General features: G+C 66.2%; 13 protein-coding genes. 8 read left to right on the top strand and 5 right to left on the bottom strand.

Annotated elements, in window-relative coordinates; all coding sequences use genetic code 11:
• Positions 1–10: 10 nt before the first annotated feature.
• Complete coding sequence (locus FBY31_RS09930) at positions 11–1441, bottom strand: TrkH family potassium uptake protein (RefSeq protein ID WP_142039995.1); 1431 nt, start codon at positions 1439–1441, stop codon at positions 11–13.
• 104 nt (positions 1442–1545) lie between these two features.
• On the opposite strand from FBY31_RS09930, the gene FBY31_RS09925 reads away from it, so the two are divergent.
• Both FBY31_RS09925 and FBY31_RS09920 read left to right on the top strand, forming a co-directional pair.
• A complete protein-coding gene (locus tag FBY31_RS09925; RefSeq protein ID WP_142039992.1) occupies positions 1546–2757 on the top strand; it encodes an acetoin utilization protein AcuC in 1212 nt (403 codons plus the stop codon).
• Positions 2758–2846: 89 nt separating this feature from the next.
• Positions 2847–3449, top strand: a complete 603-nt coding sequence (locus FBY31_RS09920; protein ID WP_142039990.1) for an ArsR/SmtB family transcription factor — start codon at positions 2847–2849, stop codon at positions 3447–3449.
• Positions 3450–3587: 138 nt separating this feature from the next.
• On the opposite strand, the gene FBY31_RS09915 is transcribed toward FBY31_RS09920, so the two are convergent.
• The gene (locus tag FBY31_RS09915) at positions 3588–4937 is read right to left on the bottom strand and encodes an alpha-hydroxy acid oxidase (protein WP_142039986.1); all 1350 of its coding nucleotides are present in this window, start codon (positions 4935–4937) and stop codon (positions 3588–3590) included.
• A 73-nt stretch (positions 4938–5010) separates the two neighbouring features.
• Here FBY31_RS09915 and FBY31_RS09910 point away from each other — a divergent pair, with 73 nt between their 5' ends.
• Positions 5011–5754, top strand: a complete 744-nt coding sequence (locus FBY31_RS09910; RefSeq protein WP_235013005.1) for a FadR/GntR family transcriptional regulator — start codon at positions 5011–5013, stop codon at positions 5752–5754.
• 25 nt (positions 5755–5779) lie between these two features.
• On the opposite strand, the gene FBY31_RS09905 is transcribed toward FBY31_RS09910, so the two are convergent.
• On the bottom strand, positions 5780–8275 hold the full coding sequence (locus FBY31_RS09905; protein WP_142039984.1) for a beta-glucosidase family protein: 2496 nt from the start codon (positions 8273–8275) through the stop codon (positions 5780–5782).
• Positions 8276–9583 carry an MFS transporter gene (locus tag FBY31_RS09900; RefSeq protein ID WP_235013004.1) on the bottom strand — a complete coding sequence of 436 codons (1308 nt, stop codon included), beginning with the start codon at positions 9581–9583 and terminating at the stop codon, positions 8276–8278.
• A 109-nt stretch (positions 9584–9692) separates the two neighbouring features.
• On the opposite strand from FBY31_RS09900, the gene FBY31_RS09895 reads away from it, so the two are divergent.
• The gene (locus FBY31_RS09895) at positions 9693–10292 is read left to right on the top strand and encodes a TetR/AcrR family transcriptional regulator (RefSeq protein WP_142039981.1); all 600 of its coding nucleotides are present in this window, start codon (positions 9693–9695) and stop codon (positions 10290–10292) included.
• Positions 10293–10299: 7 nt separating this feature from the next.
• Here FBY31_RS09895 and FBY31_RS09890 read toward each other — a convergent pair whose 3' ends face one another.
• On the bottom strand, positions 10300–11334 hold the full coding sequence (locus FBY31_RS09890) for a LacI family DNA-binding transcriptional regulator (RefSeq protein WP_142039978.1): 1035 nt from the start codon (positions 11332–11334) through the stop codon (positions 10300–10302).
• 382 nt (positions 11335–11716) lie between these two features.
• Between FBY31_RS09890 and FBY31_RS09885 the strand changes: the two genes are divergently transcribed.
• From FBY31_RS09885 to FBY31_RS09870, 4 genes are read left to right on the top strand one after another with little or no spacing between them, the layout of a single operon-like run.
• Positions 11717–13165, top strand: coding sequence for a Gfo/Idh/MocA family protein (locus FBY31_RS09885; RefSeq protein ID WP_142039975.1), 1449 nt, complete (start codon positions 11717–11719; stop codon positions 13163–13165).
• Positions 13166–13192: 27 nt separating this feature from the next.
• Positions 13193–14158, top strand: a complete 966-nt coding sequence (locus FBY31_RS09880; protein WP_142039973.1) for an NAD-dependent epimerase/dehydratase family protein — start codon at positions 13193–13195, stop codon at positions 14156–14158.
• Positions 14155–15060, top strand: coding sequence for a 5-dehydro-4-deoxyglucarate dehydratase (locus FBY31_RS09875; RefSeq protein ID WP_142039970.1), 906 nt, complete (start codon positions 14155–14157; stop codon positions 15058–15060). Before FBY31_RS09880 ends, FBY31_RS09875 begins: the two co-directional genes overlap by 4 nt.
• On the top strand, positions 15060–16163 hold the full coding sequence (locus tag FBY31_RS09870) for a mandelate racemase/muconate lactonizing enzyme family protein (RefSeq protein WP_142039969.1): 1104 nt from the start codon (positions 15060–15062) through the stop codon (positions 16161–16163). The genes FBY31_RS09875 and FBY31_RS09870 overlap by 1 nt, the downstream gene beginning before the upstream one ends.
• Positions 16164–16177 lie beyond the last annotated feature (14 nt).

Genomic DNA, 16177 nt, shown 5'->3' with positions numbered 1-16177 from the left:
GTCTGGGGAACTAGCCAATGATTGGCCTCTCTTCCGGGTAGTGGTACAGCTGGCTGCGCTGGCGCAGGGCCAGGGCGGCGGCGAGGGTTACAGTGCCCACGCGGCCGGCGAACATCAGGGCTGTGAGGACATAAACGCCCGACGGCGGCACTTCGGCACTGAGGTTCGTGCTGAGGCCGCACGTGGCAAAAGCAGAAATGGTTTCGAACAGCACCCGGTCCAGTGATGCACCGCTGATGTGCAACAGGAGGAACGCGGAGACGGAGACCAGGGTGGCGCCTGCGACGATCACCGAGATGGCCACCCTCATGGTGCCCTGCGGGATCGTCCTGCCGTAGACCTTGACGTCGGCGTCACCGCGCGCTTCGGCAATGATGGCCAGGAACATCACCGCGATGGTGGTGACTTTGATGCCGCCCGCCGTCGAGGCTGAGCCGCCGCCGGCGAACATCAGCGCGTCAGTCAGCAGCATGGTGGTGGATTCCATCTGGTTCTGGTCCACCAGGTTGAAGCCGCCGGAGCGCATCATGACGGAAGCAAACAGGGAGTGGGTGATCTTGTCCCCCAGGTCCATCGCCCCAATGGTCCGAAGGTTGTCCCACTCCATCGAGGCCCACAGGAAGGTGCCGGCCAGCAGGAGGATGAGGGACACCTGGATGGTGAGCTTGGTGTGCAGGTTCCACTTTTTCCAGTTCAGGCCGTTCTGCTGCAGGACCATCACCACGGGAAAACCGAGGCTGCCCAGGAAGACGCCCAGCATCAGGGGAACCAGGATCCACAGGTCCGTTTCGTACGGCACGATGCCGTCCGAGTGCGGAGTGAAGCCGGCGTTGTTGAAGGACGAGATGGCGTAGAAGATCCCGTGCCACACCGATTGCCAGAACGGCTCGCCGAGGGCGAGGAACCGGGGGATAAGTGCCAGTGCGAGGATGCCTTCAATGACCACTGACGTGGTGATGACGATCCGCAGCAGGGTGCCCACCTCGCCCAGGCGCCCTGCGTTGTTCATGGATTCCGCTGCAATGATCTTGCCCCGGACCCCGAGGCGCTTACTCACCATCAGCGCGAGCAGTGAGGCCAGGGTCAGGGTTCCGAGTCCACCGATGAAGATGCCGATCAGGATTACCAGCTGGCCGAAGAAGGACCAGTGCACCGCCGTGGAAACCACGGTCAGGCCTGTGACACAGACCGCGGAGACGGCCGTGAACAAAGCCTGGTGGGGCGGTGTGACAGCGCCGGTGGCGGACGAGACGGGCAGGGAGAGCAGGAACGTGAACACCAGGCATACGGCGGCGAATGCGCTCAGCGCGAGCCGGGCCGGCGAGGTGTTGGCAATGTCGTCAATGAAGTCGCGGAGCCGCGTGAGAACCCAGAGGCCCTCCCGCTCCTGGGCAGGATGCCAGCTGGCCGGGTTCCGGGGCCTCGACTGGCTTTGCGTCATGTGTGGCTTTTCCTCGGTTGAATCTGCTTCCCTCAGTAGTAAACCACTTATGCCCACGTAATGGCCGGGCGGGAAGGGCTGTGGGCTCGGGTAGCCTGTGATTGATGACATACCTGCCCGGTCTCAGCCAGCCCGCGCCCCCAACGACGGTGGCGTGGGGCGCTGACATGACTGCCTACAATTTCGGTCCGGGCCACCCGATGGCACCGGAGCGCATGGACCTCACAGCACGCCTGGCCCGCAGCCTGGGACTCTTCGACCTCGACCACGTCACCGTGGAAGCCCCCTACGTCGCAACTGACGCCGAGCTCGAGTCCGTGCACTCTGCTGAATTCGTGGCAGCGGTCCGCAGGGTCAGTGATGACCCCTACGCAACCGACGAATCGCGCGGCCTGGGCACTGAGGACGATCCTGCGTTCGCCGGGATGCATGAGGCCGCCGCCAGGCTGGCCGGCGGCTCGCTGCTCGCCGCTTCAAAAATCCTGGACGGCTCGGCCCTGCACGCGGTTAACTTCGGCGGCGGCATGCACCACGCCGCCCGCGACCGGGCCAGCGGATTCTGCATCTACAACGACGCCGCCCTCGCCGTGCAGAAGCTGCTCGACGGCGGGATCGGCAAGGTTGCGTACCTCGACGTCGATGCCCACCATGGGGACGGAACCGAAAGTATTTTCTGGGATGATCCCCGCGTGCTCACGGTATCCCTGCACGAAAGCGGGCTCACGTTGTTCCCGGGCACCGGGTTCGCCAACGAAATCGGCGGACCCTTAGCGGAAGGAACGGCCGTCAACATCGCCCTGCCCTCAGGGACGGGCGACGCCGGGTGGCTGCGCGCCTTCCACGCGGTGGTGCCGCAGCTTGTGGCAGCGTTCCAGCCGGAGGTGATCGTCAGCCAGCACGGCTGTGACTCCCACCGGACGGACCCGCTCACGCACCTCAACCTCAGCGTCGACGGGCAGCGGGAGGCGGCCACCGCCGTCGGGAACCTTGCCGCCCGCTACTGCGACAACCGCTGGATTGCCACCGGCGGCGGCGGGTACAACGTCCTGCAGGTGGTTCCGCGGTCGTGGAGCCACCTCGTTGCCATCGCAGCGGGCCGGCCGGTGCCGCTGCGGACCGCGGTCCCCGAGGACTGGCGGATGTACGTTGAGGAGAAGTTCGGTGCGTCGGCGCCTGACCTGATGGGCGACGACGTGGAGCTCTGGTGGCGGTCCTGGGAAGTGGGATTCGACCCCAACGACGCCGTGGACCGCACCGTGATGGCTACCCGCAAGGCAGTCTTTCCGCTGCACGGACTGGACCCCTGGTTCGACTAAAATCCCCCTCCGTCCTGCCCTCTTCCCAATGGCTTTGCCCGGCGAAATAGTTGATGCCTTTCGGCGTATATGTCGCTAGGGTGGGAGGCATGGTGACAGACGACGTATTTGCCGTCATAGCGGAATCGACCCGGCGGGACATCCTGACCTCCCTCCGCTCAGGAGACAAGGCCGTAGGGGAGCTCGTGGAGGAACTGGCGGCGAGCCAGCCCACCATTTCCAAGCACCTGAAAGTCCTGCGTGAAGCGCAGCTGGTGAGCATGCGGGCGCAGGGCCAGAAGCGCTACTACGCGCTGAACCGCAAACCGCTGGAGGGGATCGCCAGCTGGCTTGAAACGTTCGACGTCGGCTCGGCAGCGATCGCGGCGAAGTCACCTGCCGCCCCTGCCGCCGTCGCGGGGAGCCGGGACCAGATTCCGGCATTGTCCGCAGGGGAAGCGCCACGGGTGGCGCCTGCGAAGGAACACGCCACAGCCGATGCCGTGGCAGCGGACGCTGTCTCTACGGGCGTCCTGGCGCCCGATGGCGCCGACCTGAGTCCCGCCGTCGTTATTCCAGGCGGAACAGCTGCGCCGCTCAGCGATGACACCGTGCCCCAGCAGATCGGCCGGACCGTGGGCCGCGCCGCCACCAAGGCAGCGGACCTGCTGGCAAACCTCCCCAATCTGCCCAAGTTCGGCCGCAAAAAGTAGCCCCCGCCAGTCGGTGGTTGAGCCTGTCCGGTTTCGCTCCCCAGCCGCTCCCTCACCTCGCAAGCTCGGTCAGGGGACCCTGCGGCCGTGGGCCCGGCTCAACCACCGGCGGAAGGCTCAGCCGCAGGATGCCAGTCCCTATTTGTTGAGCAGGCGCACGTGGTCCGGGGTGAGCTCGGAGATCTTGCTGACACCCAGCAGCGCCATGGTGCGCGCCATGTCCTTTTCAAGGATCTGGAGGGTGCGGTCCACACCGGCACGGCCGCCAGCCATCAGGCCGTACAGGTAGGCGCGGCCAATCAGGGTGAAGTCGGCGCCGAGGGCCAGGGCTGCCACGATGTCCGCGCCGCTCATGATGCCGGTGTCGAGCATGATGGCAGCGTTGCTGTTGTCCGCGGTGAACGCCTGCTTGACCTCGGGGAGCAGGTGGAACGGGATGGGGGCGCGGTCCAGCTGGCGGCCGCCGTGGTTGGACAGGACCACACCGTCGGCGCCGTGGTCCACCACGCGGCGGGCGTCCTCCACGGTCTGGATGCCCTTGACCACCAGCTTGCCCTTCCAGGTTTCGCGCAGCCAGTCCAGGTCCTCGAAGGTAAGCGTGGGATCGAACATGGAGTTGATCAGGTCCGCCACAGTGCCGGTGTAACGGGACAATGAGGCAAACGTGAGCGGCTCGTGGGTGAGGAAATTGAACCACCAGGCCGGGCGGTAGGACGCGTCCAGCACGGTCTTGACGGTCAATGCCGGCGGGATGGTCATGCCGTTGCGGACGTCACGGAGGCGGGCGCCGGCCACTGCTGTGTCCACGGTGACCATCAGGGTGTCGTTGCCGGCCTTGGCGGCACGATCGATCAGCTCCAGCGAGCGGTCACGGTCCGTCCACAGGTACAGCTGGAACCAGTTGCGGCCGTTGGGTGCGGCGGCGGCAACGTCCTCGATGGAGGCCGTGCCCATGGTCGAGAGGGTGTACGGGATGCCGGCCGCCTCGGCTGCCTGGGATCCGGCGTACTCGCCCTCGGACTGCATCATCCGGGTGAAACCGGTGGGGGCGATGCCTACGGGAAGGCGCGAGGACTTGCCCAGGATCTCGGTGCTGAGGTCGATGGCGGAGACGTTGCGCAGGATCCCCGGGCGGAATTCGATGTCCAGGAAGGCCTGGCGGGCGCGGCGGAGGGTGATTTCCTCTTCGGCTGCGCCATCGGTGTAGTCGAAGGGTGCCTGGGGAGTGCGGCGCTTGGCGATGTCCCGCAGTTCCCAAATAGTGCTGGCGCGCTTGAGCCGGGCTTCCTTGCTGAACTCGGGCTTCTTGAACTGCATCAGCGGAGCCAGGTCGGAGTATTTGGGGATCCGCCGCTTCAGCGCTGCCGGCACGGCGGACACAGCGCCGCCGGCAGCCGTGGTTGCTGCCGGCGCGGAGGCCGCCGGAACATCCGTTGCCTCGGGTGCAGGTGTGATCTCAGGGTTGCTGGGCTGGATGGTGTGGGTCATGGCGTCCTCCATTGGGCCGGTGACAGTTCTGCCGTTGAGCAGACCGTTCTGTGGTCTAACCACACTGTAGGGCATGTGGTCCAACCACATCAACTACTATTGCTCCATGAAGACCCACCAACTTGTCCTCACCTGGATTGAGACGGAGCTTTCGGAGGGGCGGCTGGCAGTGGGCGGACGGCTTCCCGCCGAACGTTCACTCGCCGAGCAACTGCAGGTGTCCCGCACCTCTGTCCGCGAGGCCATCAGGATCCTTGAGGCGATGGGCGTAGTGCGGGCGGGAGTCGGGTCCGGCCCGGAAGCCGGGACGGTTGTCATTTCGGATCCGACGGCGGCACTCGGCTCGGCCCTGCGGCTGCACGTGGCCACGCAGCACCTTCCCGTGGCGGACATCGTGGAAACCCGCGTGCTGCTGGAGTCATGGGCTGTGTCCCATGCCGAGCCGGATTCACCGGAGCTGGCCGGTGCAGCCCGGCTCCTGGCTGAGATGGATGCTGAGGCCGTGGAAGTGGATGAGTTCCTGGCACTGGACGTTCGATTCCACCTGGCTCTGGCAGATGCCGCCGGCAACGCGGTGGTCAGCGCCATGATGGGATCGCTGCGCGAATCCATCACCGGCTACGTGTCCCGGCTCACGGCAAACCTGCCGGACTGGGACTCCACTGCGGCGCGGTTGCGGGCGGAGCACCATGACATCCTGGCCGCCGTGCACAATAACGACGGCGAACGTGCGGCCAAGCTGGTCGCAGCCCACATCGAGGGCTACTACAAAGAAGCCGGGCTGGCTACCGAAAGAACGGAGCCAGCCCGGCCTTAGGCGGGTTTGCGTCGGTGACGGGCTGCTAGCGCAGCTCTATCTCCAACGCCTGGAAGTCATCTGCGCAGTGGCGGCCCACCAGGATCCGGAACGTCCCTGCCTCAAACTGCCAGCCGCCGTCGTAATGCCCAAAGGACCTGGCGGGAATCCGGACCGCCACGCTTTCGGTGCCGCCAGGGGCCAGGTGCGTCCCCGCATAGCCCGCCAGCCACCGGACGGGACGGTCTACTGACGACTCCGTCCGCTCCAGGTACACCTGGACCACTTCGCGGCCGGAACGGCTGCCGGTGTTGCGCACCGGTACATGCACCACCACGTCATTGCCCGCCAGGACCGACTGCGGTGCGTGCGGCGCGGCCAGCTCGAAGGTGGTGTAACCCAGCCCGAAGCCAAACGGGAGGGCCGGGGCGGCGCCCCCTTCGGCCTGCTGCCTGAGCCAGGCCCGGTAGCCCACATGGATGCCCTCGGAGTACACAACCTTGCCGTCCACGGGGATGGTGTTGAGTACCGGTACGTCCTCCAGGGCTGCGGGCCAGGTGGTGGGCAAACGGCCGCCCGGTTCCTCCGCACCCAGCAGGATGTCCGCAATGGCCCGGCCGAACTCCTGGCCGCCGAACCACCCCAACAGGACTGCGCCCACTTTGTCGAGCCACGGCATCAGGACCGGCGAGCCGGAGTTCACCACCACGATGGTGCGCTGATTCACCGCAGCAACCGCCTCCACCAGCCGGTTCTGCTCGCCGGGGAGATCCAGGTCCTTGCGGTCGAAGCCCTCGGATTCGATTGCGGCGCTGGTTCCCACCACCACGATTGCCACGTCAGCAGTCTTTGCCGCTTCCACCGCCGCGTCGATTTCCGCCTGCGGATCCTCCACCACGGTTTCCTCGCCCAGGAGGATGGCGGTGAAAGGAATAACCTGCTCCTTTGGCAGCTGGTAAACAGCCTCGATCCGGACAGATTCGCCGGCTACCGTTTCCACGGGGTGGACGGTCTTGGGCGGGTCGAAGAGGGCGGCGCCCAGTACGTCGGTGTCGTCCTCGATCCCGCCATTGAACACCTCCTCGCCCTGCAGGGAGAGCCGGATCTGGCCCACGGTTCCGACGCCCAGGTGGTGGACACCCGCCGTCGGAGCAGTCCAGTCCGCCTCCATGCGGATGGCCGCCGCACCCTCCGGGATCCCGACGCCGAACCAGATCAGGTGCGAAGCCAGCCGGTCCTCGCCCGAGATTTCCGAGCCGTCTTCGGCCAGGAAGGTCACGCGCATGCCGGGAACGCCCGATACCGGGTTGTGCAGGGAGGTGCGCGGGAAGGCCTGCAGGCCTTCGGCCACTTTGGCGCCGCGGGCGTAGCTCACGCTGACGTCCGGCAGTGCCTCACGCAGGCCCTCCAGGGGTGAGATGGTGTACTTGGGCATGACGGTGGCGCTGCCGCCGCCCTGCGTGCGGGCTTCCTCCGCGTTGTGCCCGCTGACCGCGACGCTACTCAGCGCAGCCGGGTCCAGGGGCAGGAGCCCGTCCCTGTTGCGGACCAGGACAGCACCGCGCACGGCCACTTCACGCGCGACGGCGGCCGCGTTGAGGGCCGACGGAAGTTGGGATACTGCAGGGGCGACGCCTTCCAGCGAGCCGACACGGGCGGCGAGGCGGAGGATACGGATGACCTTTTCGAGGATGGCAGACCGGCTGACGCGGCCGTCATTCACGGCGGCCAGCAGCTTGGGCCCCCAGTGCCCTACCGGTCCCGGCATCTCCAGGTCCTGGTTCGCGTTCGCCGCTTCCACGGAGCGGACACCGGTCCAGTCCGAGACAACCACACCGTCAAAGCCCCATTCCGTGGACAGGGGCGTCTTTAGAAGCTCGTTCTCACTGGCCGTGGTGCCGTTGATGGAGTTGTAGGAGCTCATGACCAGCCATGCACGGGCCTCGGTGATGGCATCCTCGAAGGCGGCCAGGTAGAGCTCACGCAGCGGACGCTCGTCCACCACCGAATCTGCGGTGAAACGCTCCGTCTCCGCCTCGTTCGCGAGGTAGTGCTTGGGCGTGGCCCCGATGCCCATGGACTGCACGCCGGTCACATACCCGGCGGCCAGGGTGGCGGTGAGGCGGGGGTCTTCGCTCATGCACTCGAAGTGCCGGCCGCCCAGCGGGGAGCGGTGCAGGTTGATGGTGGGTCCCAGCACGGCGTGCACGCCCTTGCGGCGGGCTTCCTGGCCCAGGACCTGGCCGTACCGGCGTGCGGTGTCCACGCTCCAGGTGGCGGACAGGGCGGACGACGACGGCAGGGAGACCGAGTCATGGCGCTCGTCGAAGTCTTCGCCCCGGACGCCCGACGGACCATCTGACAGGACAACGCGGGAGAGGCCGATGGAAGGCAATGCGTGGGTGGCCCATACGTCCGCGCCAGTCAGTAGCTGGATCTGCTGTTCCAGGGGCAGGCTTTCGGCGAGTTCGCGGATGCGGGCTTCCGCATCGGGTGAACCGGCGGCGGGAGCCGTGACGGCCGGGGAAAGAGTGGGGTTCATTTACTTGACTCCTTTGATGCGGGTAACGAGGACGGCGCCGATGATGCCGACGACGGCCCCGCCGATGAAGAGTGCGGGGTAACCGCCGAGGGTGATCACGGGGAATGCCAGGGCGGGGACCAGTGACTGGGGCAGTGCCTGGGCGATGTTGAAGACGCCGAAGGTTTTGGCATTTTCGCTCTGGCTGCCTGGAAGAAGATCGGCAATGAGGGCTACGTCCACAGCTCCAAAGCAGCCGAGGCCGAGACCGGCGATAGCCTGACCCACCAGGACCTGGTCGGTGGTGGTGCTGGTGGCGATGATGATCAGGCCGGCCATCATGATGATGGCGGAGGCAATGACCATCCCTTTGCGCTTGCCGATCTTGTCGCTGATCCAGCCGCCGGCGAGGCTGGTAACTACAGTTCCCAAGGAGCTGACCAGCGTTGCCTGGAAAACCAGCGAGGCCACTTCGGTCTCCGCGACGCGGAGGTGGTCAGTGAAGAAGTAGGGCAGATAGAGCAGGCCGGCACAGTAGCCGATGTACACCAGGAATTTGGTGAACCATGCCCAGCCAAGGCCGGGGTAGGTGCGGGGGTTGAAGTAGAAGGACCCCGCGATTTCCTTCAGGTTCAGCGGGGCCGGCTTCTCGGTGAGGACCCGGTCCTTGAAGGTGAAGGCGAAGGCGATGGCCACTGCTGTCCCGACGGCGCCGGGGACCACCGCCATTTGGAAGGCGTTGTCGAAGAGCTGGGCGAAATAGGCGGCGGCAACCAGGCCGACCGGCAGGGTCATTCCGATCAGTCCGGACAGGCGGCCGCGCTCAGCGGGTGCTGTTTGGTCCGGGAGGGTTGCCACCAATGCTGCCAGGGCGGCGTTGAAGCTGAGCTGGGCAAGGACCCAGGCCACCAGCACGCCGGCAACGTCGGTGGCTGACCCGAGCAGGAACAGCGAGCCCATCCCCACGATGGAGCCGCCAACAATCCAAGGCTTGCGCATGCCGAACCGGGACGTGGTCCGGTCACTGAGGCGGCCGAAAAAGGGGTTGGCCAAAAGGGCGATCAGTGCGCCGACGCCGGCCACCAGGCTCAGGGCTCCGGCCCGGGTTTCCGGAGTAGTGATCTCCGAAACCTTGATGGCCAGCACCACAAGGGCCGGGGCCAGGACAGCCATCCACAGGCCGGCGCTGGCGATAGGCATGCCGATGACGTAAGCGCGGGGTGTACTGGTGGGCGCTCCCGGGGCGGGAGCGGATCCAGCGGTGTTGCTGGATGAAGTTCCACGGGCAGGCAGCCCTGCGGAATCTTCGGTGATGGTCTTGACGGCCACGGTGCCTCCTGACAAAAAGTGACCCTCCGTTGGGTCCTGCAAAAGATAGTACCGGCAAAAACCAAGTCTGACTAGGTTTTCCAGTAAAGCTGTGAAATACACTGGCCTGATGTCTTTATCAAAGCTGCGCGGCCAGTATGCAAAAGGAGCGGAACGCCGCGAACAGATCATCCAGACGGCAACCGACGTTTTCGCCACCGAAGGCTTTGAGGGCACCGCGATGAAGCGGGTGGCTGAACTGGTGGGAGTGAAGGAAGCTACGCTGTTCCACTACTTCCGGGGGAAGCAGGAACTGCTGACGGCCGTTCTCGCCGAAAGGGACCGCCGGAGCCTCAGGTCGATGGACGCTGAAGAAGCTGGCCTTCCGCTGATGGTCCGGTCCGCCGAACGTAACCGTCATGAACCAGGGCTCACCACGTTGTATGCAGTGGCATCAGCTACGGCGAATGACCCCGGACATGATTCACACCGGTATTTTGAAGAGCGGTTTGCCGAGGTGGTTGACGCTCTGGCCATCGACATAGAACGCCGGCAGTCCGCCGGGGAGGCGCGCGCGGACCTGCCGGCGAGGGACCTTGCGCGGCTGGTGGTGGCTGTTTCCGACGGCCTGCAGCTGCAGTGGCTCTACAACAAGGACGTGGACGTGGCGAACGGGCTTTCCCAGTTCATAGACGTCCTCCTGAAGCCGCCGGCCGACACCCGGGTGTAGTGCAGGGTCAGCCGTGCACGGTTGAGCGCGGCGCCTTTGCCGGGCCGCTGCTGGCCCTGACCTGAAGGCGCGGCTGGTAGCGGCTGCCCGGAGCGTCGTTCTCCTCCTTGCGGATCAGCGCGCGGAGCTGGTGCCAGGCCTGCTCACCCAGTTCGGTGATGGGGACGGCAGCCGTGGTGAGGGCGGGGGTGGTGTACTTGGCGAACGGGATGTCATCGAAGCCGGTGACGGAGATGTCGCCGGGAACGTCGAGTCCGCGTTCATGGAGCCCGCTCATCAGGCCCATGGCCACCAGGTCGTTGAAGGCAAGGATCCCGGTTGCGCCGCTTTCCAGCACCGCGTCCACAGCAACATGTCCGGTATCGAAGTCAGAGCCGCCTTCAAGCATCCGCACATCCACGTGTGGATGGGCCGCCTTGAACGCTTCCAGTCCCTTGAGGCGCATGCCGTTGGAGGCGCTGCGGGGCGGGCCCGCAAGGAATGCCAGGCGGGTGTGGCCCAGGTCCACAAGGTGCTCGGCGAGGTCCTGCACGCCCTGCCCGTAATCCACCACCAGGCTGGGAACGCCGGCTGCCGCCGTGGTCCGGTTGATCAGCACCAGGGGGCTCAGGGACGGAGCGATCTCCTCCAGTTCAGCATCGGTCATGCGGGGCGCGCACAGCACCAGGCCATCGCAGCGCCTGCGGGCCTCGCCGGCAAGGATGGTTTCTTCGCTGGACACCTCGAAGGAATCGGCGATGAGGACTCGGTAGCCGTCCTCGGCGGCAGCCCGGCTCAGGCCGCGGAGAATTGCCTGGAACGTGGGGTTTGCGAGGTCCGGAACCACAATGCCGATGGTGTCGGTCTTGCCCAGGGCCAGGCTCCGGCCCACGGGGTTGGGCTGGTACTTCAGTTCTGCTGCGGCCGCGCGGACGCGCGCGGCGATATCCGGGTCCACGGTGAAATTCCCGTTCATGACCCGGGACACGGTGGCGTGGGAAACCCCAGCCTTGACGGCAACATCCGCGATGCCAATCCTGCCGGTTGCCGATCTCCTGACCATGGTGGTCCCTTCCTTGGCGCTGCGGGCCCTGCCCCCCGCGCGTGCTGCTGCCCGGGCGTTCTGCTGCCGCGGCAGGTTCGTGCCGCCTTTTCCTGACAGCTGTGTTGATTCACAGCATATAACGCCGCGGGAAAGCGATTTCTAACGTTTTCCCAAGTTTTCCTGCAAGTTTTAGCCCTCCCAGGCAGGCCGAGGCGGGCGCTCCACTAGAAAACGCTTTCTGCCAGTGCCCATAATGGTTGACGGATGCCGGTTCCGGTTGGTACAAATCTTATAGCGAATCCGAGAAAACGCTTTCTTGGACGGGCGCACCGAGCGCCGCAAGTCGATACGTCAGAGGCCGCCGGTGCGGCCAGGCAATACCTTTCGAAAGGGACCCTTCATGGTCAACACAGCCGAGTCGAGTACTGCTGCAGGGACGGCAACAGCTGCCGCGGACACCGCCGCAGCTCTTGGTGCTGCAGCCGGGCAGGGTGGCAGAGCCCGCATCGCCCTCATCGGCACCGGCGGCCGCTCCGAGATGTACATCCGCGCCATCTTCGGCAAGCACGCAGATACCGCAGAACTCGTCGCGTTCTCAGACGTGAACCCGGGCCGCGTGGAGTTCTACCAGCAGCTCATCCAGGAACTGGGGGCGCCCGGACCCGTCGCTTCATTTGATCCGGCAGACCTCACAGCCTTCATCCAGGCCAACAATATAGACCGCGTCATCGTCACCACGCCGGACTACACCCACGCCGATTACATCGTGGAGGGACTCCGCGCCGGCGCGGACGTCGTCGTCGAGAAACCCCTCACGATCGACGCTGAAGGCTGCCGCCGCATCACCCAGGCGGTGCACGAGACCGGCCGCAACGTGGTGGTCACCTTCAACTACCGCTACTCCCCGCGCAACAGTGCACTCAAGGAGATCATCCAGAGCGGCGTGATCGGCAAGGTCACGTCCATCGACTTCAGCTGGGTCCTGGACACTGTGCACGGCGCGGACTACTTCCGCCGCTGGCACCGGGAGAAGAAAAACTCCGGCGGCCTGCTGATCCACAAGGCTTCGCACCACTTCGACCTGGTCAACTGGTGGATCGACGACGTCCCCGAGCGCGTCTTCGCCTCCGGCGGCCTCAAGTTCTACGGTGACAAAAACGCCGCCGAGCGCGGCCTGGGCCCCCGCCCGGAGCGCGGTACTCCCGACGCCGATGCCCCGGCCGCGGCGGAGAAGGATCCCTTCACCCTGGACCTGCGGGAGGACGAGCGGCTCAAGGCCCTCTTCCTGGACAACGAGCACTACGACGGCTACCGCCGCGACCAGGACGTCTTCACCGGCGGCATCACCATCGAGGACAACCTCGCGCTGGTGGTGGAGTACCAGGGCGGGCCGCGCCTGAGCTACTCGCTGAACGCGCACAGCCCGTGGGAGGGCTACCGCGTGGCCGTCAATGGCACCGAAGGCCGGGCCGAGCTGGAGGTCGTGGAACGTGCCGCAGTAGTCAGCAGCACGGACAAGAAGACCGTGGTGGACCCCAGCGCAACCCCCGTTGAAGAAGAGGACGCCGTCCGCCGGAACGGCGAACGCCTGGTGGTCCAGCGCCACTGGGAAGCAGCCTACGAGGTGCCGATCGTCAACGGCGAAGGCGGCCACGGCGGCGGCGACGAGCTCCTGCTCTCGGATCTCTTCAACGGCCCGGGCGAGGACCCGCTGGGCCGCCCCTCCGGCTACCTTGACGGGCTGCGCTCGGTCTCCGTGGGCATCGCAGGCAACCGCTCCCTCGAGACCTCCCTGCCCGTACGCATCGAGGACCTGGACCTCGGCGTCGACCTCCGCCGCGGCAAGTGACCGCAGCACTGGATTTGAAGGAATAACATGAGCAGGATTTTTGTCACCGGCGGCTCCGGCCGCCTGGGGCGCAGTGTTGTGGCCGGCCTCGCCGAAAAGGGCCACCAGGTGATTTCGGTGGACCGCGATGCCGTTCCGGCGGAACAGCTGCCTGCCGGCGTCGTGCAGGAAACCGCCGACCTCCTGGCTCCGGGCGAGGCGCTGCGCCTCCTTGCGGAAACGAAGCCCGACGCCGTCATCCACCTTGCCGCGATCGCTGTACCGTTCAGCGCGCCCGAGGACGTCATCTTCGCCACGAACACGCGCCTCGCCTTCGCCGTGGTCAGCGCCGCCACGGAAGTGGGGGTGCCGAAGATCGTGACGGCCAGCAGCCCCACGGTACTGGGTTACGGCTCACCCGCGGGCTGGCTGCCGCCGGCCTTCCCGCTGGACGAGCGCACGCCGCCCAAGCCGTGGAATGCCTACGCGCTGTCCAAACTCATCGCGGAGCAGACCGTGCAGGCGTTCGCGGAAGCGCAGGGCGAGAATATCCGGTACGCTGCCTTCCGCCCCTGCTACGTGATCTCCCCGGAGGAGTGGGGAGGCGCGCCGACCCAGCAGGGCCATACCCTCGCTGAACGGCTGGCCGATCCCGCACTGTCCGCACCCGCGCTGTTCAACTACGTGGATGCACGGGATGTGGCGGACTTCCTGGACCTGCTGTTGGAGAAGATGCCGTCCATCCCCAACGGGGAAACGTTCTTCGTTGGCGCCGCTGACGCCCTGGCCACGGCACCCCTGGCTGAACTGATGCCGAAATTCCTGCCCGGAAGCGAAGCCCTCAGCGCAGGCCTTACCGGCACCAGCCCGGCCTTCTCCATCGCCAAAGCCCGGGAACTCCTGGGCTGGCACCCCACGCGCAGCTGGCGCACAGAACTTAAGTCCAAACCCACCCTCAACGACGAGAACTCCGCGCTGGTTACTGCCGGCAGCGGAACCCAGGAGACACCATGAAATTCGACGGCGTACTGTTCTTCCCCGTCACCCCGTTCACGGCTGAAGGTGCCGTTGACGTCGAGCTGCTCAAGGAGCACATCAGCTCCCGGCTTCCCTTCGGACCGGGCGCCGTGTTCCCCGCCTGCGGCACCGGCGAATTCCACGCCCTCAGCATCGAGGAGGTCCGCACTGTGGTGACGGCCGCCGTCGAGGTTGTCGCGGGAAAGGTGCCCGTAGTTGCCGGCGCCGGCGGCCCCCTGGGCCACGCCATTGCCGCTGCGCGCGCGGCCGAAGAAGCCGGCGCTGACGCCCTCCTGGTGCTGCCGCCGTACCTGGTCACCGGTCCCACCGAAGGGCTGGTGGCCTATATCGAGGCCGTGGCCGGCGCCAGCAGCCTGCCCGTGATCGTCTACCACCGCGGCAACGCAAAGTTCACTGCTGCCTCAATCGCGCGGCTTGCTGCCAACCCCAAAGTGGTCGGCTTCAAGGACGGACTGGGCGATGTTGGCCTCGCCCAGGAAATCGTCTCCGCGGTCCGTGCCACCGGACGAGAGGATTTCGCCTTCTTCAACGGCCTGCTGACCGCCGAACTGACCCAGGGCGCCTACCGCGGACTGGGGATTCCCCTGTACTCCTCGGCCGCGTTCGCCATGGCCCCCGAAATCGCAAAGGCCTACTACGACGCCTACATGGCCGGTGATGAGGAGCGCCGCAACGCGCTGCTGGAAGGCTTCTACGCACCGCTGGTCCGGCTCCGTGACCAGACCCCCGGTTTCGGTGTTTCGCTGATCAAGGCGGGCCTTCGCCTGGGCGGCCTGCCCGTTGGCTCCGTGCGTCCGCCGCTGGTAGACCCTAGCGAGGAGCAGCTGGTCCAGCTCAAGGCCATCCTCGCCAAGGGCTACGAGCTGGCCGGCCGCTGATGGGCGCCCTGGCCGCCGAAGCGGTCCGGACAGTACCGCGCATCACGGGCCTCTCCACCCGGCTCATCACCGTTCCGCTGCGCCGCAGCTGGGGCGTTGAAGCTCCGGAGAACCACGTGATCGTCACAGAGATCCACACGGACGACGGCGGTGCGGGGCATGGTTTTTCCTGGACGCCCACCATTGGCCCGCAGGCGGTTAAAGCGCTGCTTGACTACGACATCGCGCCCTTCATCGCGGGATTGCCCGCCAACCCCGAGGTGGTCTGGGACTCGCTGTGGAAACGGCTGCATGAGGCTGGCGGCGGGGGCCTGACCACCATTGCGATGGCCGGGGTGGACCTGGCCCTGTGGGACCTGCAGGCCACACGCGCCGGCACCTCCGTCACCGGACTTGTAGGCCAGCGGCACGAGTCCGCCGAGGTTTATGGGTCCGGCGTGAACCTGCACTACAGCCTTGACGAGCTGGTCGCGCAGACGGAACGCTGGATCGCGGCGGGGCACCAGGCCGTGAAGATCAAGGTGGGCAAACCGGACATCCGCGAGGACGCCGAACGCGTGGCCGCCGTCCGCTCAGTTCTCGGCCCGGACCGGAAACTGATGATCGACGCCAACCAGCGCTGGGACCTGCCCACCACGCTCCGCGCCCTCGATGTCCTGGCCGGGTTCGGGCTTGAGTGGCTTGAAGAACCTATCCGTGCTGATGACCTTTGGGCCTACCGCCGGCTCCGCAAGCTTTCGCCGGTGCCGATCGCCCTCGGTGAAAACCTGCACACCATCTACCGGTTCCGCGATTTTATTGATGCGGAGGCGGTGGACATCATCCAGCCGAACATCATCCGGGTGGGAGGTATTACCCCGTTCCGGCGGATTGTGGAGTTGGCAAGGACCAACAGCATCAAGGTCATGCCGCACTTGCTGCCGGAGCTGTCCGGCCAGCTGGCGCTGACGCTCGCGGAGCCTACCCTGGTGGAAGACGTGGAGGAGGCGTCCTTTGAGCAGCTGGGAATCCTGGCGGGCCCGTCGCCGGTCCGGTTCAGCAACAGCCGGGTGACCCTCACGGACCAGCCGGGGCTCGGCTTCCGCTTCCGGGACACACCGTAGGCTACGACGCACCG

The sequence above is a fragment of the Arthrobacter sp. SLBN-100 genome (assembly GCF_006715305.1).
Taxonomy (GTDB): Bacteria; Actinomycetota; Actinomycetes; order Actinomycetales; family Micrococcaceae; genus Arthrobacter.
The sequence above is the reverse complement of the archived record's forward strand: the minus strand, read 5'-3'. Positions and strand labels throughout refer to the sequence as shown.